Source organism: Aeromonas australiensis, assembly GCF_000819725.1.
Classification (GTDB): Bacteria; Pseudomonadota; Gammaproteobacteria; order Enterobacterales; family Aeromonadaceae; genus Aeromonas; species Aeromonas australiensis.
Map to the genome: position 1 here is coordinate 1 of NZ_CDDH01000001.1, position 16,641 is coordinate 16,641.

The 16,641-nt window shown below is 50.3% G+C and carries 14 protein-coding genes and 1 tRNA gene; 11 read left to right on the plus strand and 4 right to left on the minus strand.

Annotated features, from left to right (window positions below):
* Positions 1-626, plus strand: a 626-nt coding sequence (locus BN1117_RS00005; protein WP_040093817.1) for an MATE family efflux transporter, incomplete at its 5' end; no start/stop codon positions are given.
* A gap of 59 nt (positions 627-685) precedes the next feature.
* Here the strand turns inward: BN1117_RS00005 and BN1117_RS00010 are convergent.
* Positions 686-1,165, minus strand: coding sequence for an FxsA family protein (locus BN1117_RS00010; RefSeq protein WP_040093819.1), 480 nt, complete (start codon positions 1,163-1,165; stop codon positions 686-688).
* A gap of 442 nt (positions 1,166-1,607) precedes the next feature.
* Here BN1117_RS00010 and aspA point away from each other — a divergent pair, with 442 nt between their 5' ends.
* On the plus strand, positions 1,608-3,050 hold the full coding sequence (gene aspA, locus BN1117_RS00015) for an aspartate ammonia-lyase (protein WP_040093821.1): 1,443 nt from the start codon (positions 1,608-1,610) through the stop codon (positions 3,048-3,050).
* A gap of 125 nt (positions 3,051-3,175) precedes the next feature.
* Positions 3,176-4,495 (plus strand): anaerobic C4-dicarboxylate transporter, encoded by a 1,320-nt coding sequence (locus tag BN1117_RS00020; RefSeq protein WP_040093822.1) that lies wholly within the window; start codon positions 3,176-3,178, stop codon positions 4,493-4,495.
* 545 nt (positions 4,496-5,040) lie between these two features.
* Here BN1117_RS00020 and tsaD read toward each other — a convergent pair.
* On the minus strand, positions 5,041-6,054 hold the full coding sequence (gene tsaD / locus BN1117_RS00025) for a tRNA (adenosine(37)-N6)-threonylcarbamoyltransferase complex transferase subunit TsaD (RefSeq protein WP_040093824.1): 1,014 nt from the start codon (positions 6,052-6,054) through the stop codon (positions 5,041-5,043).
* Positions 6,055-6,233: 179 nt separating this feature from the next.
* Between tsaD and rpsU the strand changes: the two genes are divergently transcribed.
* The 8 genes from rpsU (at position 6,234) to ptuB (ending at position 15,002) form a co-directional block, all read left to right on the plus strand.
* Positions 6,234-6,449, plus strand: a complete 216-nt coding sequence (gene rpsU / locus BN1117_RS00030) for a 30S ribosomal protein S21 (RefSeq protein WP_005309452.1) — start codon at positions 6,234-6,236, stop codon at positions 6,447-6,449.
* Between the two features lie 15 nt (positions 6,450-6,464).
* Entirely contained in the window at positions 6,465-6,908 is a 444-nt protein-coding gene (locus tag BN1117_RS00035; RefSeq protein WP_033136006.1) for a GatB/YqeY domain-containing protein, read from the plus strand.
* An 88-nt stretch (positions 6,909-6,996) separates the two neighbouring features.
* Positions 6,997-8,784, plus strand: a complete 1,788-nt coding sequence (gene dnaG, locus BN1117_RS00040) for a DNA primase (protein ID WP_040093827.1) — start codon at positions 6,997-6,999, stop codon at positions 8,782-8,784.
* A 183-nt stretch (positions 8,785-8,967) separates the two neighbouring features.
* Positions 8,968-10,863 (plus strand): RNA polymerase sigma factor RpoD, encoded by a 1,896-nt coding sequence (rpoD, locus tag BN1117_RS00045; RefSeq protein WP_342027632.1) that lies wholly within the window; start codon positions 8,968-8,970, stop codon positions 10,861-10,863.
* A gap of 189 nt (positions 10,864-11,052) precedes the next feature.
* Positions 11,053-11,129, plus strand: a tRNA-Ile gene (locus tag BN1117_RS00050).
* A 633-nt stretch (positions 11,130-11,762) separates the two neighbouring features.
* Positions 11,763-12,707 carry a retron St85 family RNA-directed DNA polymerase gene (locus tag BN1117_RS18785; RefSeq protein WP_082032524.1) on the plus strand — a complete coding sequence of 315 codons (945 nt, stop codon included), beginning with the start codon at positions 11,763-11,765 and terminating at the stop codon, positions 12,705-12,707.
* On the plus strand, positions 12,700-14,352 hold the full coding sequence (gene ptuA, locus BN1117_RS00060; RefSeq protein WP_040093832.1) for a retron Ec78 anti-phage system effector ATPase PtuA: 1,653 nt from the start codon (positions 12,700-12,702) through the stop codon (positions 14,350-14,352). The genes BN1117_RS18785 and ptuA overlap by 8 nt, the downstream gene beginning before the upstream one ends.
* A 2-nt stretch (positions 14,353-14,354) precedes the next feature.
* A complete protein-coding gene (gene ptuB / locus BN1117_RS18790) occupies positions 14,355-15,002 on the plus strand; it encodes a retron Ec78 anti-phage system effector HNH endonuclease PtuB (protein WP_082032525.1) in 648 nt (215 codons plus the stop codon).
* Between the two features lie 51 nt (positions 15,003-15,053).
* Here ptuB and BN1117_RS19265 read toward each other — a convergent pair whose 3' ends face one another.
* Positions 15,054-15,299 carry a hypothetical protein gene (locus BN1117_RS19265; protein WP_156129805.1) on the minus strand — a complete coding sequence of 82 codons (246 nt, stop codon included), beginning with the start codon at positions 15,297-15,299 and terminating at the stop codon, positions 15,054-15,056.
* A gap of 405 nt (positions 15,300-15,704) precedes the next feature.
* Positions 15,705-16,637 (minus strand): universal stress protein, encoded by a 933-nt coding sequence (locus tag BN1117_RS00065; RefSeq protein ID WP_209435216.1) that lies wholly within the window; start codon positions 16,635-16,637, stop codon positions 15,705-15,707.
* Positions 16,638-16,641 lie beyond the last annotated feature (4 nt).

Genomic DNA, 16,641 nt, shown 5'->3' on the forward strand with positions numbered 1-16,641 from the left:
ATGTAGCCACCCCCGCCTCTTTTACCAATATGCTCAACCCCTTGGCCAATGCGGTGCTGATGACGATCTTTGCGGGTCTGGGTACCGAGGTGGTAGCCGCTTACGGCGCCGCATCGCGGGTCGAGGCGCTACTGCTCATCGTGATGATGGCCCTCGCCTCCGTACTGGCCCCTTTCATCTCGCAAAACTGCGGCGCCGGCAATCCGGCCCGGGCCAAAGCCGCACTTCAGAGCTGCATGAGGTTTGCCTTGCTGTTCCAGCTCGCCATCTATGGCCTGACCTGGCTGCTCGCCCCGCTGATCGCCAATCTGTTTAGCGATCATCCGCAGGTCATTCGCCTGATTATTCTCTATCTGCATCTGGTGCCGATCGGTTACGGCTTTCAGGGCATGGTGATGCTGCTTGCCTCGGCACTCAATGGCGTGCGGGCATCCAGTATCTCTTTCTTGTTCAACGGATTAAGACTATTTGGCTTGCTCTTGCCAGGAGCCTGGCTGGGGGCAAAACTGGGGGGAGAACAGGGGATATATCTGGGGATACTGCTAGCCAATCTGGCGGCGGGCACCCTCGCATGGTGGTATGCCCGACACCGCTTCGAGGCGTTGTGCCATCAGGGCAAGCCCTGATCCAGTCACTCGCCTCGGGTTTTCGTTCGTCGATTACTCTTTACGCTCACTCTTTGCGCTCACTCTTTGCGCTCAAACTCGCCTTCGATGGTGGTGCCGCCCTGCTTGGCGCTCCCCAGATGATCATCGGACGGTGCCTTGCCAAACGGTGATGGTGTTCCCTGCTGGAAGCCCCCCATCTGCATCCGGAACTGACTGCTGCCGATCAGCTTATCGGCCAGTTTGTTGCGCAGCCAGGGTTGCAGCAACAGCACACCGAAAATATCGGTCACGAAACCCGGGATAATCAGCAGCAAGCCAGCCAACGCCAGCATCATGCCCCCCATCACCTCGCGGCCCGGCATCTCGCCCATCTGCATCTTTTGCTGGGCACTGAACAGGGTCTTGATCCCTTCACTGCGCACCAGCGAGGAGCCCAATACTGCGGTCAGTATGAGCAAGCCGACTGTCGGCAGCGCCCCGATGACCGAGCCGACCTCGATCATCACGGTGAGCTCCAGCACAACCAGACCCACCAACAACAGAAACAACTTGCCCATATCCACTCCAGCACCGGTAAATTAAGAAAAAGTGGCGTCCATCCAACGATGGTAAGAAGCGATGTTGCCACCCCGCCATCACCACTTTCTGTCCTGAATAGATGGGGTCAGCTCCCGTCTTTTCAAGCAGATCAATTGACACCAAGATCATCAGCAATCTACAAAACCAGCAATCAGCCACAAAAACTGATAAAAATCATAATTATAAAAACTTCATAACATATGTGTACTTTCCTCAAAGTAATTTGAAAATGTCGCTAGTTTAGTGATCCACCTCTAATAACCGATACCTCAATTGGAGTAGTATATTGATTAGTTTTTCGGGAGGTCACTCTCCCAACCGCCCCACTCGATGTGTGGTGCTTCAGGATGAGCTGTGCGCAAGGAACTCGCGACCACTCGGTGAGGAATTTTCCATTTATCTGATTTCTGAGGCATTACAATGAGCGACATCAAGAGCGTCCGCATTGAAGAAGACCTGCTGGGCACCAAAGAAGTTTCCAATGATCTCTACTACGGTGTGCACACCCTGCGCGCGGTCGAGAACTTCAAGATCAGCTCTCAGCAGATTTCTGACGTTCCGGAATTCGTCCGCGGTATGGTGCTGACCAAGAAGGCCGCTGCGCTGGCAAACGGTGAACTGGGTACCATCCGTCCTGAAATTGCTGACAAGATCGTAGAAGCCTGCGACCTGATGCTGAACACCGGCAAATGCTTCGACCAGTTCCCGGTCGACGTTTACCAGGGTGGTGCCGGCACCTCCGTCAACATGAACACCAACGAAGTACTGGCCAACATCGCCCTGGAAATCATGGGTCTGGAGAAAGGCCGTTACGACGTCATCAACCCGAACGACCACGTCAACAAGTGCCAGTCCACCAACGATGCCTACCCGACCGGTTTCCGCGTTGCTGTTGTCAACAGCACTGACGTGACCCTGCACGCGCTGGAGCACCTGATCGCGGCATTCGATGCCAAAGCGAAAGAGTTCAAAAACATCCTGAAGATGGGCCGTACCCAGCTGCAAGATGCGGTTCCGATGACCCTGGGTCAGGAGTTCCACGCATTCGCCGTGACCCTGCGTGAAGAGATCAAATCCATCAAGCGTTGCCAGGAGCTGTTGCTGGAAGTGAACTTGGGCGCGACCGCCATCGGTACCGGTCTGAACACCCCGCCCGAGTACTCTGCACTGGCCATCAAGCGTCTGGCCGAGATCACCGGCCGTGCCTATGTACCGGCAGAAGATCTGATCGAAGCGACCTCCGACTGCGGCGCCTACGTCATGCTGCACGGCGCCATCAAGCGTCTGGCGATGAAGCTGTCCAAGATCTGTAATGACCTTCGTCTGCTCTCCTCTGGCCCGCGCACTGCACTCAAAGAGATCAACCTGCCGGAAATGCAGGCGGGCTCCTCCATCATGCCGGCCAAGGTCAACCCGGTTATCCCGGAAGTGGTCAACCAATCCTGCTTCAAGGTATTCGGTAACGACATCACCATCACCTTCGCCGCCGAAGCCGGTCAGCTGCAGCTGAACGTCATGGAGCCAGTGATTGGTCAGGCGATGTTCGAATCCCTGAGCCTGATGGAAAAAGCCTGTATTTCCCTGCGCGAGAAGTGCGTGGAAGGTATCACCGCCAACCCGGAAATCTGCATGAATCACGTGCTGAACTCCATCGGTATCGTGACCTACCTGAACCCCTTCATCGGCCACCACGAAGGGGATATCGTCGGCAAGATCTGTGCCCAAACCGGCAAGAACGTCCGCGAAGTCGTTCTTGAGCGCGGTCTGCTGAGCGCCGAGCAGCTGGACGAAATTCTCTCCATCGAGAACCTGATGAACCCGCAATACAAAGCCAAGCGTTTCACCCGCGAAGCTGCCGTATAAGCGAGTATGGGCCGGGATCTTCCCGGCCCATAAAGTCAGTTCCCGATTGGTCTTTATCCCCAGCCCGATCGGGAATTGGCTTTTTGCCAAATAAAAACCAAAAACTAAAAAATGGAGTTATCGCTATGATTGGAATCGAGTTACTTGTGGTGCTCGCCGCTATCTATCTGGGGGCCCGGATAGGTAGCATCGGCATCGGCTTTGCCGGTGGTCTGGGGGTACTGGTATTGACGTGGGGTCTGGGCATGCCTATCCCGAGCGATCAACTGGTCAGCTACATCCCTTGGGATGTGATCATGATCATTGCGTCCGTCATCTGCGCCATCGCCTGTATGCAACTGGCTGGCGGGATGGACTATCTGGTCTTCCTGGCAGAGAAGGCGCTGCGCAAAAACCCCAAATACATCACCTTCGCCGCTCCGGTCGTGACCTATCTGATGACCATGCTGGCCGGTACCGGTCATACCGCCTTCTCTACCCTGCCGGTTATCGCTGAAGTGGCCAAAGAGCAAGGGATCCGCCCATCCCGTCCGCTCTCCATCGCAGTGGTCGCCTCCCAGATCGCCATCACAGCCTCCCCAATCTCTGCCGCTGTGGTTGCCTTCTCCGGTATGCTCGAGCCGCTTGGTGTTGACTACCTGACCCTGCTGGCCATCTGCATCCCCTCTACCTTCCTGGCCTGTATCCTGGGCGCCTTCATTGCCAACATGATGGGCAAACCGCTGGATCAGGACGAAGTCTATCTGGAGCGCAAAGCCAAAGGCCTGATCAAACTGCGTGGTACTACCAAGCTCGAGATCAAGCCGTACGCCAAACTGTCGGTCTGGATCTTCATCGCCGCCATCGTTGCTGTCATGGCTTATGCCACTGCCATCTCCGGTAAAGTGGGTCTGATCACCAATCCGCCGATCCCCCGTGACGGCGCTATCATGGGCATCATGCTGGCCGCAGCCACCATCATGACCCTGGTGTGCAAACTGGACGCCACCCAAGTGACCAACATGCCGACCTTCAAGTCCGGTATGTCCGCCTGTATCTGCGTACTGGGTGTGGCCTGGTTGGGTAACGTCTTCGTGAAAGGCAACATGGACACCATCCAGCTGATCGCGGGTGACCTGCTGAACCAGTACTCCTGGCTGCTGGCCGTGGTGCTGTTCTTTGCCGCCATGCTGCTCTACTCACAGGGTGCAACCACCAAAGCCCTGATGCCTGCCGCACTGGCACTGGGTGTCAGCCCGCTGACTGCGATTGCCTCTTTCGCAGCCGTGAGTGCCCTGTTCGTACTGCCGACCTACCCGACCCTGCTGGCCGCGGTAGAGATGGACGACACCGGCTCCACCCGTATTGGTAAAGCGGTCTTCAACCACCCCTTCTTCGTACCGGGCACCGCCACCATCGCCATCGCCGTGGCGCTGGGCTTCTTCTTCGGCGGCATCCTGCTGTAATTGCATCGCCTGCCGATAGCCAAACAAAAATCCCCGCCAGTTGGCGGGGATTTTTTTATCTCTTCTTTCGGTGACTTGAGTTCTTCTGCCATATAAGACCGGTGATGGTAAAGCTCGCCTCATAAGCCTATCAATTGTCGTGACAGCCTTTTGGCAATCCGGCAAGGCATTTCCCTCCCCTATCATCACCATCGCGCTATAAGACGCCTGTAGCGCGATCTGCCTTATAGGGTCATACAAGGTCGGGCTGTCACGGTTAATCAGATATAGAACCCCCTGGGAGAGCGGCAGATAGAAGAACGAACCACCATAAGCCGGGATGAGGGAGCATCGCTAAAGCCATCAATTCAGCTTATCGAGAGCAATTGGCATCCCAAGCAGGCTTCGGGATGTTGCCGCAGGCCTGGCTAAGTCGCTGCCGATGTGAAGTAAAACATGCCGAGAAAGAGGCAATAAAAAATGCCTCGAACAGGCTCCGCGTTAGCTCAGAAGCATGCCCAAGGCATATCAGATAATCCGCCCGACAAGGGGCAGGATCGTCTGGATCAGACCGGATCCAGAGTATCAAGCGGCCAGCGCGGTACTGCCTTGACCACTAGCGGCTCGAACACGCCAGCTTTCAAACGCTGCATACCGGCATAAGCGATCATCGCCCCATTATCAGTGCAATATTCAGTGCGGGGATAGAACACCTCACCACTAAGCTCTTGCATCATTTCGGCCAGCTGGGCACGCAGATGACGATTGGCGCTGACACCACCGGCCCCAACCAGACGCTTGAGGCCGGTCTCTTTCAAAGCACGGCGACACTTGATAGCCAGAGTATCGACAACCGCATCCTCAAAGGCTCGGGCGATATCGGCACGGGTCTGCTCATCGTCACCATTGGCGGCAATGGTGTTGGCAGTGAAGGTCTTGAGGCCAGAGAAGCTCATGTCGAGGCCCGGACGATCGGTCATGGGACGGGGGAAGTGGAAGCGCCCCTTAGTACCCTTCTCGGCCAGACGGGAGAGCAGCGGACCACCCGGATAATCCAGCCCCATCAACTTGGCGGTCTTGTCGAACGCCTCGCCAGCGGCATCATCGATGGATTCCCCCAGCAGCTGATAGCTGCCGATCCCATCAACCCGCACCAGCATGGAGTGACCACCGGAGACCAGCAGCGCCACGAAGGGGAACTCGGGGGCCTTTTCCTCCAGCATGGGGGCCAGCAGGTGACCTTCCATATGGTGGACTGCGATGGCTGGTTTGTTCCAGGCCATCGCCAACGAACGGCCGATGGTGGCCCCCACCAAAATAGCGCCAACCAGACCAGGACCCGCGGTATAGGCGATGCCGTCAATGTCATCTTTGCCCAGTCCCGCCTCTTGCAATGCGGCCTGGATCAACGGGATCGTCTTGCGCACATGGTCACGGCTAGCTAGTTCGGGGACGACGCCACCGTAGTCCGCATGTAGCTTGACCTGGCTATATAACTGATGGGAAAGGATCCCTTTTTGATCATCGAAGATCGCGATCCCGGTTTCGTCACAGGATGTCTCTATACCCAATACACGCATTGCTAAAAATTTTCACTGCTAAAATGAGACGGCTATGGTAACCTTCGCGGGTTTTTTAAACCAGAGCGATCTCTGCGGGTTTACTTTCAATCCCTGTCCAGAGTATAATTTCGCACCATTTTAAGACATGCTGATCGATTGAAGGTCAGCTAACAATTTATCACTGAGGTGAAAGGCACATGCCAGTAATCAAAGTCCGTGAAAATGAGCCGTTTGACGTTGCTCTGCGTCGCTTCAAGCGTTCTTGCGAAAAAGCCGGTATCCTGTCCGAAGTTCGTAGCCGTGAGTTCTACGAGAAGCCGACTACCATTCGCAAGCGTGCCAAAGCGTCTGCTGTCAAGCGTCACGCCAAGAAGCTGTCTCGCGAAAACGCACGTCGTATCCGCCTGTACTAATCGGGAGATATTGCCTTGTCTCTGAAGGATCAACTCAAGGATCAACAAAAACTCGCCATGCTTGCCAAAGATAAGGCACGTCTGGGAGCGATCCGCTTGTTGATGGCAGAAATCAAGCAACGTGAAGTCGATACCCGTATCGAGCTGAATGATGAGGATATCCTCGCTGTCGTGACCAAGATGGTCAAACAGCGCCGTGATTCCATCAGTCAATTTGAAGCTGCCGGTCGCCAGGATCTCGCCGACAAAGAGTCCGCCGAGATCGTTGTGTTGCAGGAGTTCCTGCCGCAACAGCTGACCGCAGATGAAATTGCCGCCCTGATCGAGCAAGCCGTCACTGAAAGTGGTGCTGCCGTCATGGCTGATATGGGTAAGGTCATGGCTGTCTTGAAGCCGAAAATTCAGGGGCGTGCCGATGTCGGCGCCGTCAGTGCGCAGGTGAAAACCCGCTTGGCGTAACAGGCAACTCTCTTGTTTGGTCGAAGAAGCCGTGCTTCCCTTGGAATGCGCGGCTTTTTTATTTTCTCCGCAATGAAACAGGACAGTTATGGCAGGCAGGATCCCCCAATCCTTTATCGACGATCTGCTCACACGCACAGACATAGTCGAGCTGATCGACTCGCGAGTGCGGCTGAAGAAAGCCGGTAAGAACTACCAGGCTTGCTGCCCTTTTCATAACGAAAAAAGCCCCTCTTTTACCGTCAGCCAGGAGAAGCAGTTCTACCACTGTTTCGGCTGTGGTGCCCACGGCAATGCCATCGGCTTTATCATGGAGTACGACGGTCTCGAATTTCCCGATGCCATCGAAGAGCTCGCCAGCATGCAGGGCATGCAGGTACCTCGCGAACAGAGCATCGGCGGCTCGGCCAATAACCAACCCGCCGTCAGCAAGGATCTGTTCGAACTGATGAACCAGATCGCCCGCTTCTACGAGAGCAATCTCAAGAGCGCTCCCCATGCGGTAGAATATCTCAAAGGACGCGGTCTGACCGGTGAAGTGGTCAAACGGTTCAATATCGGCTACGCCCCAAGTGACTGGGATCAGGTGCGCCGCCGCTTCGGCGCCAGTCGGGATCACGAGCAACTGCTTATCTCGGGTGGCATGCTGATCACTCGTGACAACGGTCCGGGCAGCTATGATCGCTTTCGCGATCGCATCATGTTCCCGATCCGCGACAAGCGTGGCCGGGTCATCGGTTTCGGTGGCCGGGTGCTGGGTGATGGCACCCCCAAGTACCTGAACTCGCCGGAGACCCCCATCTTCCATAAAGGGCGGGAGCTGTTCGGTCTCTACGAGGTGAAGCAGGCACACAAGGATCCGCGCCGGATCCTGGTGGTTGAAGGCTACATGGATGTGGTAGCACTCGGTCAGTACGACATCGACTATGCGGTGGCGGCACTGGGTACTGCCACAACCAGCGACCATATCCACACCCTGTTTCGCACCACCGCGGAGGTGGTCTGCTGCTACGACGGTGACAACGCCGGTCGTGAAGCGGCCTGGCGCGCGCTGGATAATGCCCTCCCCCATCTGCAGGATGGCCGCGAGTTGAAGTTCGTGTTCCTGCCCGATGGCGAGGATCCAGACTCGCTGGTACGCCAGATTGGCAAGGAGGGCTTCGAAGCCCTGCTCGATGAAGCCCAGCCGTTCGCCGACTTCATGTTCGAGCGTCTCGGCCGCGATGCGGCGCTCTCCGGTGAAGCAGGCAAGTTCGAAGTGGCCAACAAGGCCGCAGAACTTATCCGCCGCGTACCGGAAGGGTTTACCCGCGAAGGGTTGATCACCCGCCTCTCCAGCATGATGCGTTGGGGCGAGAACAAGCAGCGCATCGCCGAACTGTTTGCCCGCAACAGTCAGCCCAAGCGCGATCTCAACAAACCCAAAGCTGCCAAGCTGACGCCGCTGCGGCGAGCACTGGCCCTGATGGTGCAATATCCGGCGGTGACGGCTGAGCTTCCCCCCATGCCGGAATTGGCTGGACTGCGGGTACAGGGCATCAAGTTCCTGCTGCAACTGCACCAGCAGATCCTGGCACAGCCCGGCATCACTACCGGTATCCTGCTGGAACACTGGCGCGGTACCAAGGAGGGAGAGATCCTCGCTCAGCTGGCCATGCACAATCTCTTTGAAGAGGTCAAACTCGACCAAGAGCCCGATATTCTGGGAGAATTGCAGGACACCTTCGTGGGCTTCATCAACCAGTTTCTGAAACAACGGATCGAAGAGTTACAGGCCAAAGTGGCTCAGGAAGGACTAAGCTCCGAAGAAACCCAAGAGCTGATGATGCTGATCAGAGAGGTGCAAATTGAGAAAAGAAATGAGAGTGGGGCTTGATATTTGAGTGATTAGTCCCAATATGGAGAGTGTTGCCCGAATCGACGGGATAAAAAGCAAAAATTTTATGACCGCCTGGCCCCGACAATACTGCGGGCAGGGGTTTCTCATGACCGACGCCGCAACCAGACATAGCATGTCTGGCGGTTTTCTATTAGAATTGGCTATTTGCGCAGCAGCGCACTGTACGCGCAACCTAGCAACACCAACCGGATGAGTTCTATGGAGCAAACCCCGCAGTCTCAGCTTAAACTCCTCGTTGCCAAAGGTAAAGAACAGGGCTACCTGACCTATGCCGAGGTGAACGATCACCTCCCCCAAGACATTGTCGATTCAGACCAGATCGAAGACATCATTCAGATGATCAACGATATGGGCATTCAAGTGGTTGAAAACGCTCCGGATGCCGATGACCTTATCATGGCTGAAGGTGGTACCGCCGATGAGGACGCTGCCGAAGCAGCGGCCCAGGCTCTGGCATCTGTTGAATCTGAGATTGGTCGCACGACCGATCCCGTCCGCATGTACATGCGGGAAATGGGTACCGTCGAACTGCTGACCCGTGAAGGCGAAATCGATATCGCCAAACGGATCGAAGACGGTATCAACCAGGTACAAAGCTCCGTCGCCGAGTACCCTGAAGCAATTACTTATCTGCTTGAACAGTACGACAAGTACGAAGCCGAGCAGTTGCGTCTCTCTGACATCATCTCTGGCTTTGTTGACCCGAACGAAGCTGAAGACATGGCCCCAACCGCCACGCATATCGGCTCCGAACTCAGCGAAGACGACCTGGCCGATGAAGATGAAGAGGAGGAAGAAGACGAAGACGAAGATGGCGACAGCTCTGACGACGATGGTGACGGTGGTCCGGATCCGGAAGTCGCTCGCGAGAAATTTGGCGAACTGCGTGCCCAGTATGAAGTGACCCGTCTCTCCATTCAGAAGAATGGTCGCGCGCACGAAGATACCCAAGCCGCCATCGCACTGCTGGCCGATGTATTCCGTCAATTCCGCCTGATGCCCAAGCAGTTCGATCGCTTGGTCAACAACATGCGCGAGATGATGGAGCGCGTTCGCGTGCAGGAACGTATCATCATGAAACTCTGCGTTGAGCAGGCCAAAATGCCGAAGAAAACCTTCGTTGCGGCCTTCACCAACAACGAGTGTGAAACTGCCTGGTTTGAATACCAGAAGCAGGCTGGCAAGGCTTGGTCTCCCCGTCTGACCGAGATGGACGAAGATATCCAGCGCGCCATCGGCAAGCTGCAGCAGATTGAAGAAGAGACCGGCCTGTCAATTGCCCAGATCAAGGATATCAACCGTCGCATGAGCATCGGTGAGGCCAAGGCCCGCCGTGCGAAGAAAGAGATGGTTGAGGCTAACTTGCGTCTGGTTATCTCTATCGCCAAGAAATACACCAACCGTGGTTTGCAGTTCCTGGACCTGATCCAGGAGGGCAACATCGGTCTGATGAAAGCTGTAGACAAGTTTGAATACCGTCGTGGCTACAAGTTCTCGACCTATGCCACCTGGTGGATCCGTCAGGCCATTACCCGCTCCATCGCGGATCAGGCCCGTACCATCCGTATCCCGGTACACATGATCGAGACCATCAACAAGCTCAACCGTATCTCCCGTCAGATGCTGCAGGAGATGGGTCGTGAACCGAACCCGGAAGAGCTAGCCATGCGCATGGGTATGCCGGAAGACAAGATCCGCAAGGTACTGAAGATCGCCAAAGAGCCTATCTCCATGGAGACGCCCATCGGTGATGATGAAGATTCCCACTTGGGCGACTTCATCGAAGATACCACCCTGGCCCTGCCAGCGGATGCCGCGACCAGCGAAAGTCTGCGTAACGCCACCCGCGAAGTGCTGGCCGGCCTGACCGCCCGCGAAGCCAAGGTACTGCGGATGCGTTTCGGTATCGACATGAACACTGACCACACCCTCGAGGAAGTGGGCAAACAGTTCGACGTTACCCGTGAGCGTATTCGTCAGATTGAAGCCAAGGCACTGCGCAAACTGCGCCATCCGAGCCGCTCGGAAGTGCTGCGCAGCTTCCTGGACGAATAGTCCTGACCTTGTGTGTCAAACTGCTCTGCCAAAGCCCCGCCATGCGGGGCTTTGTTTTGTCTGGCATTTACCCTTGTGGCCGGCTTTGAGTCCCCTACAGAGCTGGACAATTAGTCGCCAAGTGGTTGATATACCTATAGACTGCCCTTTCCTCTTACCCTATAATCCACGCCGCTAAACGCACAATTTGGCCCCTTAGCTCAGTTGGTCAGAGCAGTCGACTCATAATCGATTGGTCGTGGGTTCAAGTCCCCCAGGGGCCACCATATATAGCAAGGCGTAGCAGGTTAATAACCGCTACGCCTTTTTCGCATCTATCGTTTTTAAGTGCACTTGAGGCACACCTACCCACTTCCCGTGCACCAGACAGTGCAATGCCGTTTATCCCAGCTGAGAATTTTCATCAGTTTGAAACTTGGGATCAAAATCATGTTTGATTGTTTGATTCGTCTCATAGGCAACGTACAAAGCGCACCACCCTCTTTACCACTCCAAGTCGTGGGGTGGGCTTGAGGGCGGGATCTAAGAGCTCATGTGGCCTTATACAGCTCGGGATCAGCTTTAGCTCCTCATTGGGAATCAAGTAAGCCGAAATCAGCCGCTTTTCGCTAATGCTCTGAGCTAATTTTTATTCTTAATGCCAGCTAACCATTTGAATTGAAACAAAAAAATACAGTTGCTTATCGCTATTTAGTACGGTAGGCTGAAAAAGCTCTTTAGCGTTGGACGTATTACGTCTTGTCGGGTGATTAGCCAGACACCAATTTATTGAGCGTTTTTAGGGTTGCGAAAGTGTCGCAACCCGAACTCGTTCCTCCTTCAGGTTGCGACACTTTCGCTTCCTCTAGTAAAGAGTTGAGCCCGACAGCTCTGCCGTCGGGCTCTTACTAGGTAAAGTTATGTCGGTTATCAAAGAGTTAGCTACGTTCTTACATCAGAGTGAGTTTGACGTTAGTCTCTTTCTGCAAAATGCCCCTCGCAAGTACAAAGTCTACAGAATTCCCAAGCGCACAAGTGGGTTTAGAATCATAGCTCAACCAGCCAAAGCGTTGAAAGTGTATCAACGTGCATTGATGCAGCTTTATACGCTGCCAGTTCACGATGCCGCTATGGCCTATCGCAAGGGTAAAAGTATCCGAGACAATGCCCTCGCACATGCTCAAAACCAATACCTTTTGAAAATAGATCTTGAAAATTTTTTCAATTCAATTACCCCTACACTTTTCTGGAATTGTATAGATGAATGTTTAGTCAATGACCCCAAGTTTTCTTCTACACAAGATAGAATTTACGTAGAGAAGATTTTATTCTGGCAACCAGTAAGGCGTAGTAAAAAAACGTTGTTTCTAAGTGTCGGTGCACCATCATCACCAGCAGTTTCTAATTTCTGCCTATATAAGTTTGATCACCTGTTAACGGAAGAATGTCAAACTTTAGGTATCGTTTACACTCGGTATGCTGACGATTTGACTTTTTCAACAAACATAAAAGATATTCTAAAATTACTACCAGCATTGATTCAGACATTGCTGAAGAAATTATATAATAGTGCCTTGCGCTTAAATAATGGAAAGACAGTTTTTTCATCAAAGGCACATAATCGTCATGTTACAGGCGTTACAATTAACAACCAAGGTAATCTATCTCTCGGTCGCGAGCGTAAAAGATTTTTAAAGCATCTGATAAATCAGCATAAATATGGACTATTGGATGATACTGAGCTCGGATATTTGCGTGGTCTACTAGCCTTTGCTAACCATATTGAGCCACAGTTCATTATGAGGATGAGAGAAAAATATACTGTTGACTTAATAAGTAGTATAACAGGAGCAATTAATGACTAAACAACTAGAAAGAAAAGCTCGTGGGGGGGATTTACTTTCTGCATTTACTCTTTATCAGACCTATTCTCAAAATGGGGATAATTATAATCCCAAAGAGTCTGATAAATGGTTTGAGCATTGCTGGAACTATCTACAACACTACCAAATAAATATAAATGAAATCACTACACCTAAGAATAAATTTTATCTTCGCTCATTAACGATGACTGATTTCCGGCGCTTCTCAAAGCTTGATGTGAGATTTGAGAATGACCTGACCGTGATCATTGGTGGTAATGGTCAAGGTAAGACCAGCATTATAACCGCTATTGCAAAGACCCTAAGTTGGTTCACAGCAAATATATTAAAGGAGGATGGTGCAGGTCAAAGATTGAGTGAGCTGACGGATATTAAAAATGACTCAAAAATTAATTACTGTGATGTAACAAGTAACTTTTTTTTTGGAAAAGGCCTGAAAAACATATCGGTTAGACTATCAAGATCAGCATTAGGCATGCCGACTCGGAGAGAAAGCATTGTAAAGGATGCAAAGAATATTTCCGATATATGGCGAATTGTAAACGCCAAGAAAACTATTAATCTACCAATTTTTGCATTATATTCTATTGAGCGTTCTCATCCGTTCGTTAAACCAATAAAAGATAACAGCGAATTAAGAGAAGGTCGCTTTGATGCTTATACAAATATTTTATCTGGAGCAGGCCGTTTCGACCATTTTATAGAATGGTTTATTGCTTTACATAAACGTACAGCAGAAGATACAAGCACATCTATTGATATATTAAAACAACAAGTTAACGATCTACAAAAATCTATTGATGCAGGATTAGTTTCTGTAATTCCCCTACTTGAAAATGCAAAAATCCAGCTAAATAATGCATTATTAAAAGCCTCATACAATCAAGATGGTGACTCTTTTTCAGCCCAATCACAGAAAGCACTTATTATTGATGCAATTAGTCGAAGCATACCCAGCATTAGTAATATTTGGGTTGAAACGTCATCTGGATTTGATGTTGTAAAATTAACTAACGACGGCCATAACGTAACAGTAGAACAACTCTCGGATGGTCAAAGAATTTTCCTTAGTCTAGTGGCGGATCTTGCTAGACGAATGATCATGCTAAACCCACTTTTAGATAATCCATTTGAAGGCTCTGGTATTGTTTTGATTGATGAGATTGAACTTCATCTTCATCCTCAATGGCAGCAAGATATAATAGAAAATTTGAGGTCGCTATTCCCTAATATTCAATTCATTATTACTACCCATAGTCCTATTGTGCTATCAACTATCGATAAGAGATGTATACGTCAATTCGAGAATGCGGATAGCGATGAATCCATTGCTTTGTCTATCCCCACATTCCAGACTAAAGGTGTCATTAACTCAGATATTCTAGAGCAAATAATGAGGGTCTTTGCAACCCCACCTAAAATAGCTGAGTCTCATTGGGTTAGTGATTTTGAAGAATCTTTAGAAATTGCTATATATGAAGAAAACTCAAAAGCCCAAAAATTATATGAAAAAATAAAGAACCATTTCGGCGAGAACAGTAATGAAATTAAACGATGTGATAGTTTGATAAGAATAAAGAATTTGAAATTGAAGGTTTTAAATAAGAATAAAGATAAAGGCCTGTAAATATGAAAAAGTTAGTAAGGTCTAATGCACCGGCATGTTTAGCCAACTTAGTCAGTGGCCGTGATGGTTGGGAGTCAGCGGATAAGACTCAGATATGGGAGGCTATCGACATTATGCAAGGTGGATTTTGTGCATATTGTGAATGCAAATTATCCCGTAGGCATATTGAACATTTCAAAACAAGAGCTAGCTATACTCATTTGACTTTCGATTGGAATAACTTGTTTGGATCTTGTGGGGACTCATCTCAAAAAGGCGGCTGGAAACGATGTGGAATTTATAAAGACAATGGTGCAGGAGCATATGATCCCGAACATTTGATTAAGCCGGATATAGATAACCCATCAGATTACCTTCTTTTTTTGACAACAGGAGATGTTCGCCCCCATGCCAATTTAAGTGAGGAGGATAAATTCATTGCCACAGAAACAATTAGAGTATTAAATCTAAATAACGACCCTGTATTGTTCGGTAGCAGAAAGAGCGCCATAATAGCGGAACTTAAGGAAATTGAAGTATTTTACGAATTAATGTCTGAACAGACAGGAGATGACTTTGATGAGCTATTACAGGATGAATTATCAAGAATAAAGTCTCTAGAATTTAGCACAGCATTAACTCATGCCTGGTGTTATAACACAAAATATTAACACAGCAGCACTGTGTTAAAAATAGATTTAACCTTGCAATATTTTAAATAATTATTGTAATGTATACACTGTGCTTGAATTTGCTTCGTAATACTTTGGGGAGCCTGCCTCGCCATTGTTTTTAATATGCTCAATCGCCATATCCTTTCTTTTATCTGTAGACATAGCCTTGGCCAATGTTTTTATATTGTCTATTTCATGATGGTCTGATAAAAAACTTAACTCTTGATTGTTAAAAAACCAATGACAATTATCTTTATGCCGACTTCCCGCAACATAGCTATTTGCTCTATCCATACCACTCGTCCAGTATACAAAAACATCACCATCAATCGTTGTTCCCTGACTGGCATACAGGGCGGGATCGCACTTTGTTAATGAAATTTGAATAGGCTGATCGTCTGTGATCTAATCAGGGCGGGAGCACACTTTGTTAAATTTAATAACAAACACACAAATCGAACAGATATCGACCACTTATGGTTCTCTTTTGCATTAACGCAATTAGTCAGAAGTTTGATTTTTGAGCATTAATGTTGTCTGGATTGTTCGATATTTATGCTTTCGATAATTTTTAACAAAGTGTGCTCCCGCCCTGGCACACATGTTAGGTAAGGCAATGCAAAAAAAGGGATATGTTATTTGGCGTCGAAAAAAGTGAAGCACCACAGAGGTGCTTCACTTTAATAACAGCAGAGGGCGTTAACTGATAGGGGAAATAAAACCTGTTGGCTTCAACGCTACCAAGGCACAGTCAATGCCCTTTAGTATATTTTCGGCCGTATTCCCCATTACAAAACCTTGAATTCCTGTTCGAGCGAGTGTGCCCATCACCAGAACATCAATATTGAGATGGGTTACACAGGCAGGGATCTCTTTATCAGGTGTACCGTGTTGGTGATGAATTATCAGGTCGCCTTCTATCCCTGAATCAGCGATCAGGAGATCCAGAGCTGCACGATGCGTGACACGCGCCTCCTCTATTTGCGCATTCAGATCATCATCATCAACCTTTATCCATACATTATTGCGCAAATAATTTTCCAATTCATATTCCCAACACGAGAGGATATGAAGTCGGCTGTCACAACTATCAACGATTGCCCGTGATAATTCCAATAATCTAAGCGCCAGCGCTTTCTGCTCTGCAGTATGGCAATTCGGATCAATCGCTACTGCCACACGACGATTTTTTTTCGGTTTGATATTGGGACGATTTAGCCAAACCGGACATGGGCATTTGCGGAGTAGAGTCATATCAATGGCTCTGAATCCGATACTGCTTTCGCCGTATTCTTCTGCATCCTTGATCAACAGATCATGATGGTGAGTCAAAATATACTGAATGATGGTCACCGCCGGCTTGTCACTGCTAATGATGACCGTAGGCAATTCTTGAGGAGGCAATTGCAGCTCTTGCTGGATCAACTGAACTTTCTCTTGGAGGGTCCGGTGTAACGAATGTTCGTGAACCTCCCGATAGGTGGCCATGCCTGCAGGCAACTCAGGGGTAACAATCAGGGCACTCAGCTTTGCTTCAGAGACAAGAGCAACCCGCATGGCTTGTTCCAGTGATTCCTTATCGTCTGTCAACCCTTGACTTACAAACAAGATGTTCTTGAAATGTTTCATCATTTAC